The organism is Kutzneria sp. CA-103260 (assembly GCF_018263855.1).
In the GTDB taxonomy this organism is placed as follows: domain Bacteria; phylum Actinomycetota; class Actinomycetes; order Mycobacteriales; family Pseudonocardiaceae; genus Kutzneria.
Genome location: NZ_CP073318.1, coordinates 5,126,773 through 5,143,693 on the forward strand (window position 1 = coordinate 5,126,773; position 16,921 = coordinate 5,143,693).

The 16,921-nt window shown below is 70.6% G+C and carries 20 protein-coding genes, 1 pseudogene and 1 riboswitch; of the genes and pseudogenes, 10 read left to right on the forward strand and 11 right to left on the reverse strand.

Going from position 1 to position 16,921, the window contains the following annotated elements:
• Positions 1-56: 56 nt before the first annotated feature.
• The 4 genes from JJ691_RS22140 to JJ691_RS22155 all read left to right on the forward strand — a co-directional run bounded on the left by JJ691_RS22140 (position 57) and on the right by JJ691_RS22155 (position 2,344).
• Positions 57-425: an STAS domain-containing protein gene (locus tag JJ691_RS22140; protein WP_211770628.1), complete on the forward strand. Its 369-nt coding sequence runs from the start codon at positions 57-59 to the stop codon at positions 423-425.
• A gap of 14 nt (positions 426-439) precedes the next feature.
• The gene (locus JJ691_RS22145) at positions 440-913 is read left to right on the forward strand and encodes an ATP-binding protein (protein WP_249228110.1); all 474 of its coding nucleotides are present in this window, start codon (positions 440-442) and stop codon (positions 911-913) included.
• Positions 914-986: 73 nt separating this feature from the next.
• A complete protein-coding gene (locus JJ691_RS22150) occupies positions 987-1,766 on the forward strand; it encodes a SigB/SigF/SigG family RNA polymerase sigma factor (RefSeq protein WP_211770629.1) in 780 nt (259 codons plus the stop codon).
• Between the two features lie 86 nt (positions 1,767-1,852).
• The gene (locus tag JJ691_RS22155; RefSeq protein ID WP_211770630.1) at positions 1,853-2,344 is read left to right on the forward strand and encodes a hypothetical protein; all 492 of its coding nucleotides are present in this window, start codon (positions 1,853-1,855) and stop codon (positions 2,342-2,344) included.
• On the opposite strand, the gene JJ691_RS22160 is transcribed toward JJ691_RS22155, so the two are convergent.
• From JJ691_RS22160 to JJ691_RS22175, 4 genes are all read right to left on the reverse strand, one after another.
• Positions 2,345-3,247 (reverse strand): nucleoside hydrolase, encoded by a 903-nt coding sequence (locus tag JJ691_RS22160; protein WP_211770631.1) that lies wholly within the window; start codon positions 3,245-3,247, stop codon positions 2,345-2,347.
• Positions 3,248-3,259: 12 nt separating this feature from the next.
• Positions 3,260-3,856: an SAM-dependent methyltransferase gene (locus JJ691_RS22165; protein WP_211770632.1), complete on the reverse strand. Its 597-nt coding sequence runs from the start codon at positions 3,854-3,856 to the stop codon at positions 3,260-3,262.
• Positions 3,853-4,743 carry a GNAT family N-acetyltransferase gene (locus JJ691_RS22170; protein ID WP_211770633.1) on the reverse strand — a complete coding sequence of 297 codons (891 nt, stop codon included), beginning with the start codon at positions 4,741-4,743 and terminating at the stop codon, positions 3,853-3,855. The genes JJ691_RS22165 and JJ691_RS22170 overlap by 4 nt, the downstream gene beginning before the upstream one ends.
• A gap of 100 nt (positions 4,744-4,843) precedes the next feature.
• Positions 4,844-5,728 (reverse strand): AraC family transcriptional regulator, encoded by an 885-nt coding sequence (locus JJ691_RS22175; RefSeq protein ID WP_249228111.1) that lies wholly within the window; start codon positions 5,726-5,728, stop codon positions 4,844-4,846.
• Between the two features lie 223 nt (positions 5,729-5,951).
• Between JJ691_RS22175 and JJ691_RS52945 the strand changes: the two are divergent.
• Together JJ691_RS52945 and JJ691_RS22180 are read left to right on the forward strand one after the other, a co-directional pair.
• Positions 5,952-6,053, forward strand: a pseudogene (locus JJ691_RS52945) (hypothetical protein); the annotation flags it as partial.
• Positions 6,054-6,132: 79 nt separating this feature from the next.
• Positions 6,133-6,966 carry an aldo/keto reductase gene (locus tag JJ691_RS22180; protein ID WP_256449413.1) on the forward strand — a complete coding sequence of 278 codons (834 nt, stop codon included), beginning with the start codon at positions 6,133-6,135 and terminating at the stop codon, positions 6,964-6,966.
• Here JJ691_RS22180 and JJ691_RS22185 read toward each other — a convergent pair.
• Positions 6,960-8,114 (reverse strand): adenosylhomocysteinase, encoded by a 1,155-nt coding sequence (locus JJ691_RS22185; RefSeq protein ID WP_211770635.1) that lies wholly within the window; start codon positions 8,112-8,114, stop codon positions 6,960-6,962. The genes JJ691_RS22180 and JJ691_RS22185 overlap by 7 nt on opposite strands.
• Positions 8,115-8,184: 70 nt before the next feature.
• Between JJ691_RS22185 and JJ691_RS22190 the strand changes: the two genes are divergently transcribed.
• Both JJ691_RS22190 and JJ691_RS22195 read left to right on the forward strand, forming a co-directional pair.
• The gene (locus JJ691_RS22190; protein WP_211770636.1) at positions 8,185-9,180 is read left to right on the forward strand and encodes a LacI family DNA-binding transcriptional regulator; all 996 of its coding nucleotides are present in this window, start codon (positions 8,185-8,187) and stop codon (positions 9,178-9,180) included.
• Between the two features lie 78 nt (positions 9,181-9,258).
• The gene (locus tag JJ691_RS22195) at positions 9,259-10,131 is read left to right on the forward strand and encodes a sigma-70 family RNA polymerase sigma factor (protein WP_211770637.1); all 873 of its coding nucleotides are present in this window, start codon (positions 9,259-9,261) and stop codon (positions 10,129-10,131) included.
• A gap of 29 nt (positions 10,132-10,160) precedes the next feature.
• Here the strand turns inward: JJ691_RS22195 and JJ691_RS22200 are convergent, their stop codons facing one another.
• The 6 genes from JJ691_RS22200 to JJ691_RS22225 form a co-directional block, all read right to left on the reverse strand.
• Positions 10,161-10,520 (reverse strand): YciI family protein, encoded by a 360-nt coding sequence (locus JJ691_RS22200; RefSeq protein WP_211770638.1) that lies wholly within the window; start codon positions 10,518-10,520, stop codon positions 10,161-10,163.
• 149 nt (positions 10,521-10,669) lie between these two features.
• Positions 10,670-12,880: an SF1B family DNA helicase RecD2 gene (gene recD2 / locus JJ691_RS22205; RefSeq protein WP_211770639.1), complete on the reverse strand. Its 2,211-nt coding sequence runs from the start codon at positions 12,878-12,880 to the stop codon at positions 10,670-10,672.
• 3 nt (positions 12,881-12,883) lie between these two features.
• The gene (glyA, locus tag JJ691_RS22210) at positions 12,884-14,146 is read right to left on the reverse strand and encodes a serine hydroxymethyltransferase (RefSeq protein WP_211770640.1); all 1,263 of its coding nucleotides are present in this window, start codon (positions 14,144-14,146) and stop codon (positions 12,884-12,886) included.
• 30 nt (positions 14,147-14,176) lie between these two features.
• Positions 14,177-14,264, reverse strand: a riboswitch (ZMP/ZTP riboswitch).
• Positions 14,265-14,310: 46 nt separating this feature from the next.
• Positions 14,311-14,520, reverse strand: a complete 210-nt coding sequence (locus JJ691_RS22215; RefSeq protein WP_211770641.1) for a hypothetical protein — start codon at positions 14,518-14,520, stop codon at positions 14,311-14,313.
• Positions 14,521-14,629: 109 nt separating this feature from the next.
• On the reverse strand, positions 14,630-14,959 hold the full coding sequence (locus JJ691_RS22220; protein ID WP_211770642.1) for a DUF2690 domain-containing protein: 330 nt from the start codon (positions 14,957-14,959) through the stop codon (positions 14,630-14,632).
• A 191-nt stretch (positions 14,960-15,150) separates the two neighbouring features.
• A complete protein-coding gene (locus JJ691_RS22225) occupies positions 15,151-15,690 on the reverse strand; it encodes an FKBP-type peptidyl-prolyl cis-trans isomerase (protein WP_211770643.1) in 540 nt (179 codons plus the stop codon).
• A 152-nt stretch (positions 15,691-15,842) separates the two neighbouring features.
• On the opposite strand from JJ691_RS22225, the gene JJ691_RS22230 reads away from it, so the two are divergent.
• Together JJ691_RS22230 and JJ691_RS22235 are read left to right on the forward strand one after the other, a co-directional pair.
• On the forward strand, positions 15,843-16,427 hold the full coding sequence (locus JJ691_RS22230) for an RNA polymerase sigma factor (RefSeq protein WP_211770644.1): 585 nt from the start codon (positions 15,843-15,845) through the stop codon (positions 16,425-16,427).
• Positions 16,424-16,882 carry a hypothetical protein gene (locus tag JJ691_RS22235; protein ID WP_211770645.1) on the forward strand — a complete coding sequence of 153 codons (459 nt, stop codon included), beginning with the start codon at positions 16,424-16,426 and terminating at the stop codon, positions 16,880-16,882. Before JJ691_RS22230 ends, JJ691_RS22235 begins: the two co-directional genes overlap by 4 nt.
• Positions 16,883-16,921 lie beyond the last annotated feature (39 nt).

Sequence of the window (16,921 nt, forward strand, 5' to 3'; positions counted from 1 at the left end):
GTTCGAGTCGGTGCCGTGACCCGACAGGTGCCCCTTCCCACGACTCGTGAGGAACTGTGACCGAGAACAGCAGCAGCAGCGCTCTCCCTATCGACGTGGTGCTGGACCGGCCGTCGCCCGGCATGGTCGTCGCCTCCGTCAGCGGAGAGCTGGACATGCTCACCGCGCCCCGCCTGCGCGCCGTCGTGACGGCCGAGCTGGCCGGGTGCGCGGTGCTGGTGATCGACCTGTCCGGCGTGTCCTTCCTCGGCTCGGCCGGCCTGGCCGTGCTGGTGGAGGCCGCGCACGAGGCCGAGCGCCAGCAGGTGGAACTGCGGGTGGTGGCCACCGGCCGGACCGTGCGACGGCCGCTGGAGATCACCGGACTGAATGAGGTGCTGACCACGTTTCCCAGCCGGGACGACGCGGTCGGCGCGCCCGGCTGAGATGTGGGGGAACAATGGGCGAGGTAGACGTCGACGGCACCGAGGTGACAGTGAGCGAGCACGAGCCCAGCACCGCCAGCGAGAAGCCCCTGGCCGGGGCCGACGTGGAGGTGCGCATCGCCGCCGCCCCCGTGCACCTGTCGGTGCTGCGCGCGGTGGCCGCGGATCTGGCGATGCGGGCCGATTTCACGCTGGACGCGATCTCCGACCTGAAGATGGCCGTCGACGAGGCCTGTTCGGAGCTGATCTCGCGGTCGGTGCCGGACGCCGACCTGGTGTGCCGGTTCAGCGTGGAGCCGGACCAGATCCACTTCTCGGCCGAGGCGCCGACCACCTCGCTCACCCCGCCCAGCCGGGAGAGCTTCGGCTGGCGGGTGCTCACCGCGCTCACCGACGCCGTGAACACGTGGGTCGTCCCCGGTCCGGGGGACAGCCATGTGCTGCGGTTCGACCTGGTCAAGAAGCGATCCGACGCGGTGGCCCTGTGACCGAGCTTGCGAGGGCACCATTCGGCGCAGCGGCCTTGGTCGCAGACTCGCCGAGCGCTAGCGAGGTGGGACTGTGACTCGGTCCTCGGAGCACGCCACCAACGACTACGCGCACCTGGATCCGCTGCTGGAGGAGCTATCCGGGCTGGCCGCCGACGACCCGCGGCGGACCGAGCTGCGGGACCAGCTGGTGACCGAGTTCCTGCCGGTGGCCCAGCACATCGCGCGGCGCTTCGGCCAGCGCGGCGAGCCGCACGACGACCTCGTGCAGGTGGCCACCGTGGGCCTGATCAGCGCCGTCGACCGGTTCGACCCGGAGCGGGGCAGCGACTTCCTGTCCTTCGCGGTGCCCACGATCATGGGCGAGGTGCGCCGGCACTTCCGGGACACCAGCTGGTCGGTGCGGGTGCCGCGGCGGCTCAAGGAGCTGCACCTGGCCATCACCAGCGCCACCAACGAGCTGTCCCAGCACCTCGGCCGCGCCCCCACGCCCAGCGAGCTGGCCACGCACCTGGGCATCAGCAAGGACGACGTGTACGAGGGCCTGGAGGCGTCCAACGCCTACCGCAGCTCCTCGCTGGACGAGCTCCTGGTCGGCACCGACAAGTCGGTGTCCCTGGGCGACGCCCTCGGCGACGAGGACCCCGAGCTGATGGGCGTGGAGAACCGCGAGGCCCTGCAGCCGCTGCTGCAGCAGCTGCCGGAGCGGGAGCGCACCATCATCCTGCTGCGCTTCTTCGGCAATCTCACGCAGACCCAGATCGCCGACCGCATCGGCATCTCCCAGATGCACGTGTCCCGGCTGCTGGCCCGGACTCTCGTGGAGCTGCGCAAGGGTTTGCTCAGCGAATAGCGCGGTAACACGCGCGCGGCGAAACGCGAATAGCCCGGGCAGCCGCCCCTTGCCGCTCGGGGCACTGAACAAAGGACCACTTAGCCATGGTCTATCAGCTGCCGCTGCCCGTTCCGCCGCCGACCAAGAAGCACACCGCCGTGAAGGTCGTCGGTGGAATTGTCGCCGGTGTCGTCGTCTTCGGTGTCGGTGTGGCCGCCGGTTCCGGGGGATCCAATTCCGTGACGCCGGCGGCCGCGACGGTGAAGACGGTGACCGTCACGGTGCCCGGCCCGACCCGGACGGTCATCGAGACCCTGACCGTGCAGCCGACCACCACACAGCCGCCCGGCCCCAAGACCCAGGTCGTCAACGGCACTTTCCACGTGGGCGAGGACATTGTCGCCGACCGGTGGAAGACCGACGGCCCGTCCGGCGCCAGCGCTCTCGGCATGTGTTACTGGGAACGCGAGAAGAACGACTCCGGCGACTTCTCGGCCATCATCGCCAATGACAACATCAAGGGTCCGGCTTCCATCACGGTGAACGCCGGCGAATTCGTCAAGTTCGACGGCGACTGCTCGTGGTCCCATTCCTGATCACTGTTCGACAGCGCCGATCATCAGGTCCCAGAACCGGTCCACGTCCAGTCCGGTGGCGACCAGGGCATTGGGCTTGCGGCCGGTGACGCGGTCCAGGTCGACGACGGTGGCACCGCGGGTGTGGGTGCCGGTGAGCTCGATCTCGACGTTGAGCGGGCGGGCCGAGATGATCGTGGGGTCGATGACGGCGGCGACGGCCACCGGGTCATGCAGGGGCGGCGACTCGAAGCCGAAGTAGGCGCGGTAGGAGTCGGCGAAGTAGGTCAGCAGGTCGTGGCAGATACCGGCCAGTGGCGTGCCGATCTGCTGGATTCGTCGCAGCACCGGGGGTGTGGCCAGGGCTCGGTGGGTGACGTCGAGCCCGCACATGGTGATCGGCAGCCCGGAGCGGAAGACGATGTCGGCGGCCTCGGGGTCGGCGAGAATGTTGAACTCGGCCAGCGGGGCCATGTTGCCGCGGCCGGTGGAGCCGCCCATGAGCACGATGCGGTCGATGTTGCCGACGCCGTTCTGGAGGAACGTAGCCACATTGGTCAGCGGGCCGGTGGCGATGACGGTGGTCGGCTCTCGCAGGACATCGGACGCCAACTGCAGGGCGGTGCGCGGGTCGGCGTCGACGGTGGGCGGCGGGAAGTCGGGGCCGTCCAAGCCGGATTCGCCGTGGATTTCCCCGGCGTGCAAGGGATCCTGGGCCAGAGGTTGGTCGGCGCCGGCGGCGATGGGCACGTCAGTGATGCCGGCGACGGTGCACATCCGGCGGGCGTTGAGCGTGGTCCGCGCCAGCGTCTGGTTGCCGGCGACGGTGGTGATCGCCCGCAGGTCGAGGCGCCGCGCGGCCAGCAGGATGGCCAGCGCGTCGTCATGGCCGGGATCGCAGTCGAGGATCACCCGTGTGGTCATGGCTTCAGGCTGTCAGTCCCGGATGATCGCCGCCAGCCACGCCTGCGCCTGGCCACGGGTCAGCTCCAGCTCGACGGCGTCGATCGACTCAATCCGCCACCCCGCGCCGAAGGCGGCCCGTAGTTCTGCTTCGCTCACCCGGCGGGGACCCCAGACGCCGGGCTGCCGGTCGCTGAAGCACAACAGGTGCAGGCGTCCGCCGGGCTCGAGCACTGAGGCCAGCGACGCCACGTAGCGGATCCGGTCGTCGTCCTCGAAAACATGGAACAGCGCACTGTCCACAATGGTCTCGAACGGCCCGAACCCTTCCAGCTCCAAGGCGTTCGCCACCTCGAACCGGACCTTCAGGCCACGCTCGGCGGCCTTGGCCCGAGCCCGCTCGATCGCCGGCGCGGCGGTGTCCACCCCGGTCACGTCCAGCCCGAGCCCGGCGGCCAGCAGGGCGTGCTCGCCGGTGCCGCAGCCCACGTCCAGCACCCGGCCGCGCAGGCCACCGGCCTCGGCGAGGGCGGCGATCACCGGCTGGGGCCGGCCGATGTCCCACGGTGGCTGCTCGGCGTAGGCCTGAACGAAGTCCTCGGGCCGGCGCGGCTGGCGTTGTTCGGTCATGTCCCGATCATGCTGCCATCGACGGTTCGGCGGTAGATGTTGGCCTGGTACGCCACGGTGAATCCGAGCCGCTCGTACAGGGTGAAGGCTTTGGTCGGGCTGGACGTGTCCACGCCGAGCCCGAGAGCCTTGCGCCCCAGCCGCGCGTTGGCGGCGACGGCGGTGGCCAGCAGAGCCGCAGCCAGCCCGCGACGGCGGTGGTCCGGATGCACGCCGAGCCACTTCACCCAGCCCTCGCCAGTGTTGTCGGACGGCGCCGACGAGAGCAGCACGCCGGCCAGCGCACCGGTTTCGGTCTCGGCCACCAAGCATTCCGCCGGCACCAGGCTCGGTGTCGCGGCGTAGTCGTGCTGGTCGCCGAAGGCCGCCCGCAGCACCTCGCCGCAGGCCGGCAGTTCCTCGGCCCGCATGGCCCGAATGGTGTGGCCGGGCACCGGGCCGGGCGGCTGCTCGTCGCCGGCCAGCGGCCGGGTCATCCGGGCCTGCAAGTGGTCGAACTCGAAGCCGAGGCCGGCCAGCACGCCGATGTACTGCTCCTCGGTGACCAGCGCGCCGGCCTTGGCCACCACCGACCGGCCGGCGCGCTCAGCCACCCGGTTGAGCAGCAGCTCCATCAGGACCCGTTGCACTGAGGGGCCCTCACCCGGCCGCGCGTAGGCGTCACAGAACCAGCCCGACGGGTAGAGCTGGCCCCAGCCCATCAGCCGGCCGTCCCCGTCACGCACCAGCCAGGAGTCGCCGGTCCCGGTCAGCGCGTCCATCACCTCTCTGCGCTCGAAGTCCGGGTAGCCGAGGTAGACCTGTTCGCTGGCGTGCACCAACTCCAGGATCGCCTCGATGTCCGCCAGCGCTGGCCGCTCGGTCCGATACCCCTCCGGAAGTCCCACCGGGCCAGTGAAACCCGCCATTTTCGGTGGAGTCCACCGAATAACCCCTTCGGGCAGCCCAGCTTCTCGATGAGCCAGGCTTGCGCGAGGGACCGTCCGGTCAGGGCAGCTGCATGACCCCGAACGAGCCGTCGGCGCGCAGCCGGGCCGCGTCCTGGCCAGGCGGCGCGCCGAACAGCTCGCGGTACTCGCGGCTGAACTGGGTCGGGCTGTCGTAGCCGACGAGGTGCCCGATGCCGGCCACGTCGCCGGGGCGGGCCACCAGCAGCGCCCGCGCCTCTTGGAGCCGGATCAGCTTGCGGTACTGGATCGGGCTCATCGTGGTGACCGCCCGGAAGTGCCGGTGGAAGGCGGATTCGCTCATGCCGGCCAGGCGGGCCAGGTCGGCCACCCGGATCGGCTCGGCGTAGTTGTCCCGGATCCAGCTGATCGCCCGGCCGACCAGGGACAGGCCGCTGTCGGCCAGCCCGATCTGGCGGACCAGCGCGCCGTGCGGGCCGGTCAGCAGCCGCCACAGGATCTCCTGCTCGTACAGCGGGGCCAGCACCTTCACGTCCCCGGGCTGGTCGAGCAGTCGGACCAGACGCAGCACGGCGTCCAGCAACTCCGGCTCGGCCTTGCCGGTGGCCATCGCCGGCGCCGAGCGCCGGTCGGCCGGCGCGGCCAGCAGCAGCGGGGCGATCACCGTCGGGCGCAGCTCCAGGCCGAGGCCCAGCGCCGGGCGCTGCCGGCTGATGCCGAAGAAGTGGCCGCTCACCGGCACTTCGGCACTGACCACCAGGCAGTCCCCGGCCCGGTACTCGAACACCTCCTCGCCCAGCAGCAAACGCTTGCCACCCTGCGCCAGCAGCACCAGCTGCGGCGCGGTCAGCGAGTGGTGCTCGTCGGTGCTGTCCACACTGGACAGCCGGAGGCCGGTGATCGCCGTGGTGCCGTCCGGTCGGGCATGCCGGGCGACCAGGTCCCGGATCTCGTCAAGCGCCATGGTTCCCATGGCACCACCAGCCGGGCCCGCAGGCAACCCGATCGAGCCGACATCGGCAGGATCGGGCAAGAGGTCGGGCGGATGTCTCTACCGCCGGCCCGGGGCCGGGCGCTGAGATGGAGTGGACACCAGAGCACGACACCGGGAGCCGATCATGCCGCTCGACCACTACGTCACCCTCGGCCGCTCCGGGCTGCGGGTCAGCCCGTTCGCCCTGGGCGCGATGACCTTCGGCGCTGACCCGGGCTCGTCCGGCTGCGACGTCGAGGAGTCCGAGAAGATCCTGTCCGCCTACTTGGAGCGGGGCGGGAACTTCATCGACACCGCCAACTTCTACTCCAACGGCCACTCCGAGAAGATCCTCGGCGACTACTTCGCCGCCCGGCCCGGGGCAGCGCCAGCACGTGGTGCTGGCCTCGAAGTTCTTCGGCAACATGTGGCCGGGCGACCCCAACGGCGGCGGCGCCGGCCGGGCGTCGATCATCGCCCAGCTGGAGCAGAGCCTGCGCCGGCTGAACACCGACTACCTCGACCTGTACTGGCTGCACAACTGGGACCGCAACACTCCTGTCGAGGAGACCATGCGGGCCCTGGACGACCTGGTGCGGGCCGGCAAGATCCGGTACGTCGGCTTCTCCAACACGCCGGGCTGGGTCACCGCCCAGGCCCAGACCACGGCCCTGCTGCGGGGCTGGTCGCCGATCATCGCGTTGCAGGTCGAGTACTCGCTGCTGGCCCGCACCGTGGAGGGCGAGCTCGCGCCGCTGGCGTTGGACCAGGGCATGGCGCTGACCCCGTGGAGCCCGTTGAAGAACGGCTTCCTGTCCGGCAAGTACCGGCGAGGCGCCATGGTCACCGACTCCGAGCGGGTCGCCTACGTCGGCGGCCCCAGCGACGAGGACTTCGACGTCATCGACGCCGTCTCCGACATCGCCCAGGACCTGGGCGCTTCCTCGGCCGCCGTGGCACTGGCCTGGCTGCGGGCCCGGCCGGGCACCGTTGTGCCGATTGTCGGCGCGCGGCGGCTGGAGCACCTCGTCGACAATCTGGACGGGCTGGACGTCACGCTGCTGTCGTCGCAGATCCGGTTGCTGGACGAGGTTTCCGAGCCGGTGCTGAACTATCCGGCGCCGATGCACGGTGCGCAGCGGGCGATGCTCCAGTTCGCTGGGACCACTGTGGACGGTGAGGAGTCCACTGTGTACCCGCCGCTGCTGTCCATGGACGTCCGCTACTGATACCGGTCGGCCAGGTAAGCGTTTGCCACCTGCGCGTCGATCTCCGCCGGGACCGGCACCACACAGCTGGCGCTGTCCACCTGGCCGGTGGCTACGGCCTGAAGACACCGGGCCTGCAAGGCAAAGCCGAGATCCATCGACTCGATGGAGTTACCCAGGGCTCGGGGTCCGGCGAGGTTGACCATGTGCCCGCGGGCCACCAGATGGACGCGGCGGCCGTCGCGGAGTTCCAGGGTCGCCAGGTCGTCCTCGTACTCGCGGATCGTTTTGACCTCGGGCGACGTGAGCAGGCCGTCGGCGTCGATCTCCACCGGGAAGTGGCCGGCGTTGGCCAGGACCACGCCGTTCTTCAGCAACGGCAGGTCCTTCACGGTGATCACCCCGCGGGCCCCGGTGACCGTGATGATCACGTCCGCTGTGGACAGTGCGACGTCCCGCGGCGGGGTGTCAAAGCCGTCCAGGTGGGCCCGCAGCCGGGTGACCGGGTCGACCTCCACCACGGAGACCTTGGCGTGCGCGCCGCGGAAGTTGTCCGCGACCCCGCGGCCGCACGCGCCGTAGCCCACGACCGTCACCCGCTCACCGTTGGTGACTCGATTCGTCAGGCGTAGCAACGACTCCAGCGTGCTCTGTCCCACCGCGTGCTGGTTCTCCGCGAACTGCTTGATCGGGCTGTCGTTGATCACCAGGATCGGCCGGCGCAGCCGGTCCCGCAGCGGCTTCAGCCGCATCCGGCCCGACGTCGTCTCCTCGGTGCCGCCCTTGAGGCCAACGTAGGGGTCATCGAGGTACCGCGCGAACAGATCGCCTCCGTTGTCCAGGATCAGATCCGGTCGAGTTGTCAGCAGTTCCCGTTGGTAGTGCCCGTGTTCACGCTCGTCCTTCGTCTGCTCCCCGATCACCGTGACGCCTTCAGCCCGCAGGGCTTCGACGGCCGCCGGCTGGGTGCTGTTCAGGTTGCCCGCCGCCACCACCTCCGCACCGCCGGCCCGCAGTGTGGTCAGCAGCGCCACCGTCTTGGCCTCGATGTGGATTCCGGTGCCGATCGTCAGCCCCTCGAACGGCCGTGTGGTCGCGAACTCGTCCCGCACGCCTTTCAGCAGCCGGCAGTGCTCCCGCGTCCAGTCGATCCGGGTGGCCGTCGTCATGGCGAGTCCTCACGTCGAGTACTACGTAGTACGTGGCAAGCTAGCACGGACTCGTCAAGGAGGACATCCGTTGACCAGGCGCAGGCCCGCGACCAGCGTCGATGTCGCTCGCGCGGCCGGCGTCTCGCAGACCACCGTGTCGCTGGTGTTCTCCGGCCGGGCCGCCGGGCGCGTTTCCGACCGCACCCGGGCCCTCGTCGAGTCCACCGCCGCCGAGCTCGGCTACGTGCCCAACGCTCCCGCCCGGGTCCTCCGCGGCGGCCGCCCCCAGGTCCTGGCCCTGGCCGTGCCCGACGTCCGCAATCCCTACTTCGCCCGTGTCCTGCTCGGCGCCGAACAGGCCGCCCGCTCCGCCGACATGGCCGTGCTGCTGGTCGACACCGCCTCCGACGACGACTGGGCCGCCCGGCTCGCCTCCATGAGCAAGGTCGGCATGTTCGCCGGCGCCATCGTCTACGCCGAGGCCGCCCCCGTCACCGCCAGCCTCGCCGCCGACCTCGACCACGTCGTCTTCGTCGAATGCCCCGACCCCGCCGGCCGCTCCGCCGTCGACATCGACATCGCCGCCGGCCTCCGCGACGTCGTCTCACACCTGCACAGCCTCGGCCACCGCCGCATCGGCCACGCCCAGGCCGCCGTCCGCCGCCGTACTTTCCAGCTGCGCCAGCGCTTCCTCACCTCCGAGCTCCGCCGCCACGGCCTCACCCCCCTTCGCTACCGCTCCCCCTTCGACATCGACGAGGCCACCCTCCTCGCCGCGCGCTTCCTCCGCCGCTCCGACGTCACCGCCATCTTCTGCGACGACGACATCCTCGTCGCCGCCCTCTACCGGGCCTGCTCCCTGCTGCACGTCGCCATCCCCGCCGACCTCTCCCTCATCGGCTTCAACGACGTCGACCTCGCCCGCTACCTCTCCCCCGAAGCCACCTCCGTCGCCATCCCCGCCGAATCCCTCGGCCAGCTCGCCGTCCAGGCCCTGCTCGCCGACATCGCCGGCGCAACCCCCACCCAGGTCACCGCCCCGTTGACCCTCAACGTCCGCGGCTCAACCGGCCCTGCCCTATGACCCGCCCACCCGGGGCCGTCACATCAGCGGCGTCCGGGGGCTCATGGGGTGGGCCTTGACGACGGGATGGTGTGACCGGTGGACGAGACGGAGTGGCTGGCCGAGCGGTTCGAGCGGGAGCGGACGCGGTTGCGGGCGGTGGCGTATCGGATGCTGGGGTCGGTGACGGAGGCGGATGACGCGGTGCAGGACGCGTGGCTGCGGTTGAGTCGGGCCGACTCGGGGCAGATCGAGAACCTGGGCGGCTGGCTGACGACGGTCGTCGCGAGGGAGTGCCTGCATCAGCTGCGGTCCCGACGGCACCGCAGGGAGGATCCGCTGGCCGAGCACCGGCCGGAGCTGGTGGTCGCGGACGAAGGGCCGGAGCAGGAGGCGCTGCTGGCTGATTCGGTGGGCCTGGCCTTGCTGGTGGTGCTGGAGCGGCTCACGCCCGGGGAGCGGTTGGCGTTCGTGCTGCACGACATGTTCGACGTGCCGTTCGGGGAGATCGCCGACATCGTGGGACGCACGCCGGCCGCCACGCGCCAGCTGGCCAGCCGGGCGCGGCGGCGGGTGCACGGAGCCGGAGTGCCACCGGCGGAGCCGGATCTCGCGCGGCAGCGGAAGGTGGTCGAAGCCTTCTACGCGGCGGCGCGAACGGCGGATTTCGACGCGCTGGTCCGGGTTCTGGATCCGGAGGTCGTGCTGCGGACCGACTTCGGCGGTGCCCGCCCGTCGAGCGTGGTGCACGGCGCGTCGGCGGTGGCCGCGCAGGCTCGCGCGCCCCGTGGCGGCCGGCTGCGCCCGATCCTGGTCAACGGCGCGGTAGGGGCCCTGATCACTCGGGACGGGCGGCCGCATTCCGTGATGGTCTTCACGGTCGCCAACGACCGGATCGCCCGGATCGACGTCATCCGCGACGCCGACCGCGTCGGCGGGGTCGCTGCCACGGTCCTGGGCCAGGTCGAGTGAATGGGGCCCGGCGCGCCGGGCCCCACCGCTCACCAGTACCGGGCCACCCGCCGCACCTCGACCGCACCACCCAGGCGGGCCTGCGGAACGCGGGCCGCGACCGCGACGGCGGCCTCCAGGTCATCGGCCTCGACCACCAGGAACCCGCCCACCGCGCTGGCGGCGTCGAGGAACGGGCCCTCGGTCCGGACGGTCGAACCGTTCTCGACCCTGATGGTCGTCGCGTCCGCCGGCAGGCCCAACGGCGGCCCGCCGGCGACGTTCTCCATCGCGCTGATGGCCGCCCAGTCGGCGTAGGCGGCCTTCTTGTCCTCCGCCGACACCGCCTCGGCCCCGGGCGTGCCCGGCAACGGATATGTGCCGTGGTGGATCACCAACACGAACTGCATCATGTCCTCCTCACGAGGTGCGTCGTCCGCACACCCTCATGAGCCCCACCGATGCGGCGATGTGACGAGTACTTCGTGGAGACGGCCCAGCCCACGCGATCTGCCGGAAACCGACATTCGGTGTGACGCAGAGCGGGACTCGCGGGGGTTCAGGCGGTGCGGATGCGGTGGGCCAGGGCGGTGTAGCGGCGGCCGGTGGAGGGGGTGCGGACGGCCTGCTGGATGGCGCGGCGGGAGCCGACGAGGACGACGAGCTTCTTGGCGCGGGTGACGGCGGTGTAGAGCAGGTTGCGTTGCAGCATCATCCAGGCGCTGGTGGTGATGGGGATTACCACACAGGGGTATTCGCTGCCCTGGGAGCGGTGGATGGTGATGGAGTAGGCGTGCACGAGCTCGTCGAGTTCCCCGAACTCGTAGTCGATGTCCTCGTCCTCGTCGGTGCGGACGGTGAGGGTCTGGTCCTCAGTGGACAGTGCGGTCACCACGCCGACGGTGCCGTTGAAGACGCCGGCGACGCCCTTGTCGTAGTTGTTGCGGATCTGGGTGACCTTGTCGCCGACGCGGAAGACGCGGCCACCGAAGCGACGTTCGGGCAGTGACGGCTTGGAGGGCGTCAAAGCCTCCTGCAGCAACACGTTCAACGAGCCGGCGCCGGCGGGACCGCGGTGCATGGGGGCCAGGACCTGGATGTCCCGCCGGGGGTCGAGGCCGAACTTGCGGGGAATTCGGTTGGCCACGACATCAACGGTCAGGGCGGCGACTTCCTCGGTGTCGTCCTGGGCGAACAGGAAGAAGTCGGGCAGCCCCTCGGTCACCGGCTGACGGCCGGAGTTGATCAGGTGGGCGTTGGTGACCACACCGGACTGCTGAGCCTGACGGAAGATCTGGGTGAGCCGAACCCGGGGCACGGGCTCGGCGGCCAGCAGATCCCGCAGGACCTCACCGGCCCCGACGCTGGGCAGCTGATCGACGTCGCCAACGAGCAGCACATGGGCCCCGGGCGGCACGGCCTTGAGCAACTTGTTGGCCAGCAACAGGTCCAACATGGACACCTCGTCGACGACGAGCAGATCCACGTCCAGCGGGCGGTCCCGGTCGTAGGCGGCGTCGCCGCCGGGCTTGAGCTCCAGCATCCGGTGCACGGTGGCGGCGTCGACGCCGGTGAGCTCGGCCAGGCGTTTGGCGGCCCGGCCGGTGGGGGCGGCCAGCATCACCTTGGCGTTCTTGGCCTTGGCCAGCATCACGATGGACCGCACGGTGAAACTCTTGCCGCAGCCCGGTCCCCCGGTCAGCACGGCCACCTTCTCGGTCAGCGCCAACCGAACGGCCTGCTCCTGCTCGGGCGCCAACGTGGTGCCGGTGGACCGCCGCAGCCAGTCCAGGGCCTTGCCCCAGTCCACGGAGCCGAACGCCGGCATTCGGTCCACATCGGACCGCAGCAGCCGGCCCAGCTGCCCGGCCAGCGAGATCTCCGCGCGGTGGAAGGGAACCAGGTAGATGGCGGCCGGGTCGCCCTCGAAGATCTCCTCGCGGACGACGCCTTCCTCGGCGACCAACTCGCGCAGGCAGTCGGTCACCAGGACGCTGGAGACCTCCAGGATCTCCACCGCCTTGGCCACGAGTTCGTCCTGCGGCAGAAAGCAGTTCCCGTCGCCGCTGGCCTCCGACAGGGTGAACTGGATGCCGGCCTTCACCCGCTGTGGGCTGTCGTGCGGGATGCCCACGGCCTTGGCCAGCACGTCAGCGGTCTTGAAGCCGATGCCCCACACGTCGGCGGCCAGCTTGTACGGCTCCTCCTTGACCACCCGGATCGAGTCGTCCCGGTAGGTCTTGTAGATCCGCACCCCCAGCGACGTCGACACGCCAACGCCCTGCAGGAACAGCATGACCTCCTTGATGGCCTTCTGTTCCTCCCACGCGCCGGCGATCAGCTTGGTGCGCTTGGGACCCAGCCCCGGCACCTCGATCAGCCGGCCCACGTCCGTCTCGATGACGTCCAACGCGGTCAGTCCGAAGTGCTCGACGATCCGGTCCGCGATCCGCGGCCCGATCCCTTTGACCAGACCGGATCCGAGGTAGCGGCGGATGCCCTGCACGGTGGCCGGCAGCACCGTGGTGTACGAGTCGACGTGGAACTGCTTGCCGTACTGGGGATGGCTGCCCCACCGGCCGCGCAGCCGCAGGCTCTCCCCCGGCTGCGCGCCCAGCAGCGCGCCGACCACGGTGAGCAGGTCACCGCCGCCGCGGCCGGTGTCGACCTTGGCGACGGTGTACCCGGTCTCCTCGTTGGCGAAGGTGATCCGCTCCAGCGACCCCTCGACGACGGCGTAGCCGAGCGAGTCACCGGAGGCGGCGGGCATCGGTCAGACCCAGCCCGGCATCGGGTAGCCGGCCAGCAGCTCGGCGATCTCGGCGGCGGTGGCGTCGACCACCGACTCGTCGCCGTCGGCGGCCGCCGTCACGACCCGGTCGATCCACGTCGCCAGCTGCGGCATCTGCTCGACACCGAGGCCGCGGGTGGTGACGGCGGCGGTGCCGAGGCGAATACCGGACGGGTCGAACGGCTTGCGCGGGTCGAACGGCACGGTGTTGTAGTTCAGCTCGATGCCGGCCCGGTCCAGGGCCTTGGCCGCCGGCTTGCCGGCGACGTTCTTGGACGTCAGGTCGATCAGCAGCAGGTGGTTGTCGGTGCCGCCGGAGACCAGGTCGAAGCCCCGCTCCACCAGCGCCTCGGCCAGCGCCTTGGCGTTGGCCACCACGGCGTGCGCGTACGTCCGGAAGTCGTCGGTGGCGGCTTCCTTGAGGGCCACCGCGATGCCGGCGGTGGTGTGGTTGTGCGGGCCGCCCTGCAGGCCCGGGAACACGGCCTTGTCCAGCGCGGAGGCGTGCTCGGCGTCGGACATCAGCATCGCGCCGCGCGGGCCGCGCAGCGTCTTGTGCGTGGTCGTGGAGATCACGTTGGCGTGGCCGACCGGCGACGGGTGGGCGCCGCCGGCGATCAGGCCGGCGATGTGCGCGATGTCGGCGGCCAGCACCGCGCCGACCTCGCGGGCGATCTCGGCGAAGGCCGGGAAGTCGATGGTGCGCGGGATGGCCGTGCCGCCGCAGAAGATCACCTTCGGCCGCTCGGCCAGCGCCAGGTCGCGCACCTCGTCCATGTCGACGCGGCCGGTCTCCTTGGTGACGCCGTAGCGCACGGCGTTGAACCACTTGCCGGTGGCCGACACTGTCCAGCCGTGGGTCAGGTGCCCGCCCGAGGGCAGTCCCATGCCCATCACGGTCTCGCCCGGCTTGAGGAAGGCCAGGTAGATGGCCAGGTTCGCGGGCGAGCCGGAGTACGGCTGCACGTTGGCGTGCTCGACGCCGAACACGTCCTTGGCCCGCTGCACGGCCAGCTGCTCGATCGGGTCGATGAACTGCTGGCCCTCGTAGTAGCGCTTGCCGGCGTAGCCCTCGGAGTACTTGTTGGTCAGCACCGTGCCGGTGGCCTCGAGCACGGCGGTGGACACGTAGTTCTCGGAGGCGATCAGACGGATCTTGTCGTGCTGGCGCCTGGCCTCGGACTCGACCAGTCCGGCCAGCTCCGGGTCGGCGGCGGTCAGTGCGGTGAGCGCGGGCTGATGCATCGTCGGACTCCCATGTGATGCGGTTGTGGCAGCTGACACCCAGGCGCGCGACGCCACCGTCTCCCAGTCGCTCCCCGGTGGTCGATTCCACCCCAACACGCCAGTCGCGACGGTGAATGATCCTAATCGGCCGGGCCAGCGTTACCGGATCCAGGGAGCAAGGGTCAGATCGGCGGCACCATGCCGGTCAGCCGGCCGTTGGTGTCGCAGACGTGGCAGGTGCGGTTGGCGGTGGCGGTGCGGCCCACGCCGCCGACCACCGCGATCACCGGGATCGGCACCTCGCCGATGCCGCCGCACTGGTGGCACACCGTGTACATCTTCTCGGCCACCGAGTCCGCGACGAACTCGGCCTCCTCATCGTCACCCGTCACGAGCGCCCACCATACGGTCCGGCCCGGACGAGCCGGACCGCAGGTGCCGTTTCCGCAGGTCAGCGCGCAGAGGACGGCCCGCCGCCCGGATGGGCGGCGGGCCGAGAGGTCACGCCGGAGTGCAGGTGTTGGGAATGCCCGGCGGGTCGGTCACGATCACGCACGCTCGAGGGCCGCCGGCCCACACGATCATCCGCGTGTAGCCGGACGGGATGGAGGTGCTCTGTCCGAGCTGCGGCGGCTGCCCCACGCTGAGCGTGCCCTGCGCATTGCAACAGGTCGACGCCCTCGCCCAGGCCGCGTTGCAGGCCGGCGACCACCGTGCCTCGACGTAGAGATCGATGTTCTGGAGGTAGAAGCTCTTGTACGTCTGTGCGTCGTTCGCGCACCCGGTGGCAATCGGGTCCTGGCCAAAGCAACTACTGCCGTTGCAGGTCACGTGTGGAGCTGCGGGCTTTCCTACCCCCATTGCAGTCGGCCCACACAAGCGCATCGGCCGCCAGGGAAGAGTTAACCGAAAATCTCAACAGTGCGACAATACTCCACCACGGTGACATGGCCACCGAACGTGACCACTGTGAGTGATGCTCGCCTCTCCGTGGCGGCGGCCACGGAGAGGCGAGGCGAGGATCACGACGCCGGGGTGACCGTCACAGCGTCGACCACGAACACGAGAGTCTCATTGCCCTTGATGCCCCGGTTGCCCCCGGGGCCGTAGCCCTTGTCCGGAGGGATGACCAGCAGCCGGCGACCGCCCTGCTTGATGCCGACCAGGCCGTCGTTCCAGCCCTGGATAACTGTCGCCTGGCCGACCGGCTGCACGGTGAACGGCTGCAGCGGCTGCTGGTCCCAGGAGGACTGCACGTCCTGCTTGTCCGACCAGGTGGCCAGGTCGTAGTACACCGACACCGCGTCACCGGCCTTGACCGCGGCGCCGGAGCCCGGCGTGAGGTCCTTGGTCAGCTCCTGGGTGGGCGCCGTACAGGTGTCCGGGATGGTGATCTTGGGCTTGCTGCCGAAGGCGCCGCTGACCTGGATGTCGTCCACCGTGCAGGGCTTCTTCGGGGCGTTGGAGGTCGGCTGGCTGCCCGCGCTGGAGGAGGAGCCGCCGCAGGCGGCCGCCCCGAGCAGGGTGGCGAGAGTCAGGGCCGCGAGGCCGGCTGTGCGCATGGTCCGCGAGCCTAACGGGCCCACCGCGTTACCTGTTCGTGACCTACCCCCAGGTATCCCCATCCGGCCCGACCGTCCCTGATTACCAGGACGAGGGAGCGGAGGGGGTAATGGTGGGAGGCCCGCGGCACGGACCGAAACCACCGGCCGACATGGGTGACGGGGACACCGACAATCGCTACGAGCACATCGCCGTCCTGCTGGAGGCCGCCCGCGCCGATCCGCGCGGCGGCATGGACCCGCTGATCATCGAGCTGACGCCGCTGCTGTGGCACGTGGCCCGGGCCCAGGGCCTGGACGCCGCGCACTGCGCCGACGTGGTGCAGACCACCTGGCTGAACCTGCTGCGGTCACTGGCCGACATCCACACGCCGGCCGCGCTCACCGCGTGGCTGGTCACCGCGACCAAGCGGGAGGCCTGGCGGGCCAAGGACGCACACCGCAACGAGACCCTGGCCGGCGACGAGATGTTCGACGACCTGCTGGACGCCTCCATCGGCCCGGTGGAGCAGGCCCTGGTCGCCGACCAGCGGCGCCGCCTGTGGAAGGCCGTCGACCAGCTGTCCACCCGCTGCCAGCAGCTGCTGCGGGTGGTCGCGTTCACGCCCCGCCCGGACTACGGCCTGGTCGCGAACCGACTGGGCATGCCCAGAGGCAGCATCGGTCCGACCCGGGGCCGGTGCCTGGCCAAGCTGCGCGAGCTGCTGATCTCCGACCCGGAGGGAGAGTGGGGATGACTACCGTGCGACCGGACGAGCCGCTCGACGAGCTGGACCTGCGCATCCTGGCCGCCGTGCGGGACCTGTGGACGGCCGCCGACCCACCGCCGGCCGACCTGGTCGACCGGGTCCGGGGCGCGGTGGCGCTGGCCGGGGCGTTCCTGGGGGAGCCGACCGTGGCGGTGTGCCGGCAGCGCACCGGCTCCGAGGACGTCGGCCGCATCACCTTCGACAGCGACGCGCTGACCATCAGCCTCAGTGTCGGCGTCAACCTGGACGGCTCGGTGCGGATGGACGGCAGACTGTCCCCGCCCGGCAGCCACGACGTGGAGCTGCGCACCGACGACCAGCGCCTGTGCACCCGCTCGGACGTGCACGGCCGGTTCACCATCAACGGCCTGCGGCACGGCCCGGCCCACCTGATCGTGAGCGCCACGGACGTGTCGCTCACCACGCCGTCCATCACGCTCTGACACCACCCAGATGTTGTGAAAGGACCATTCCTCTCATCC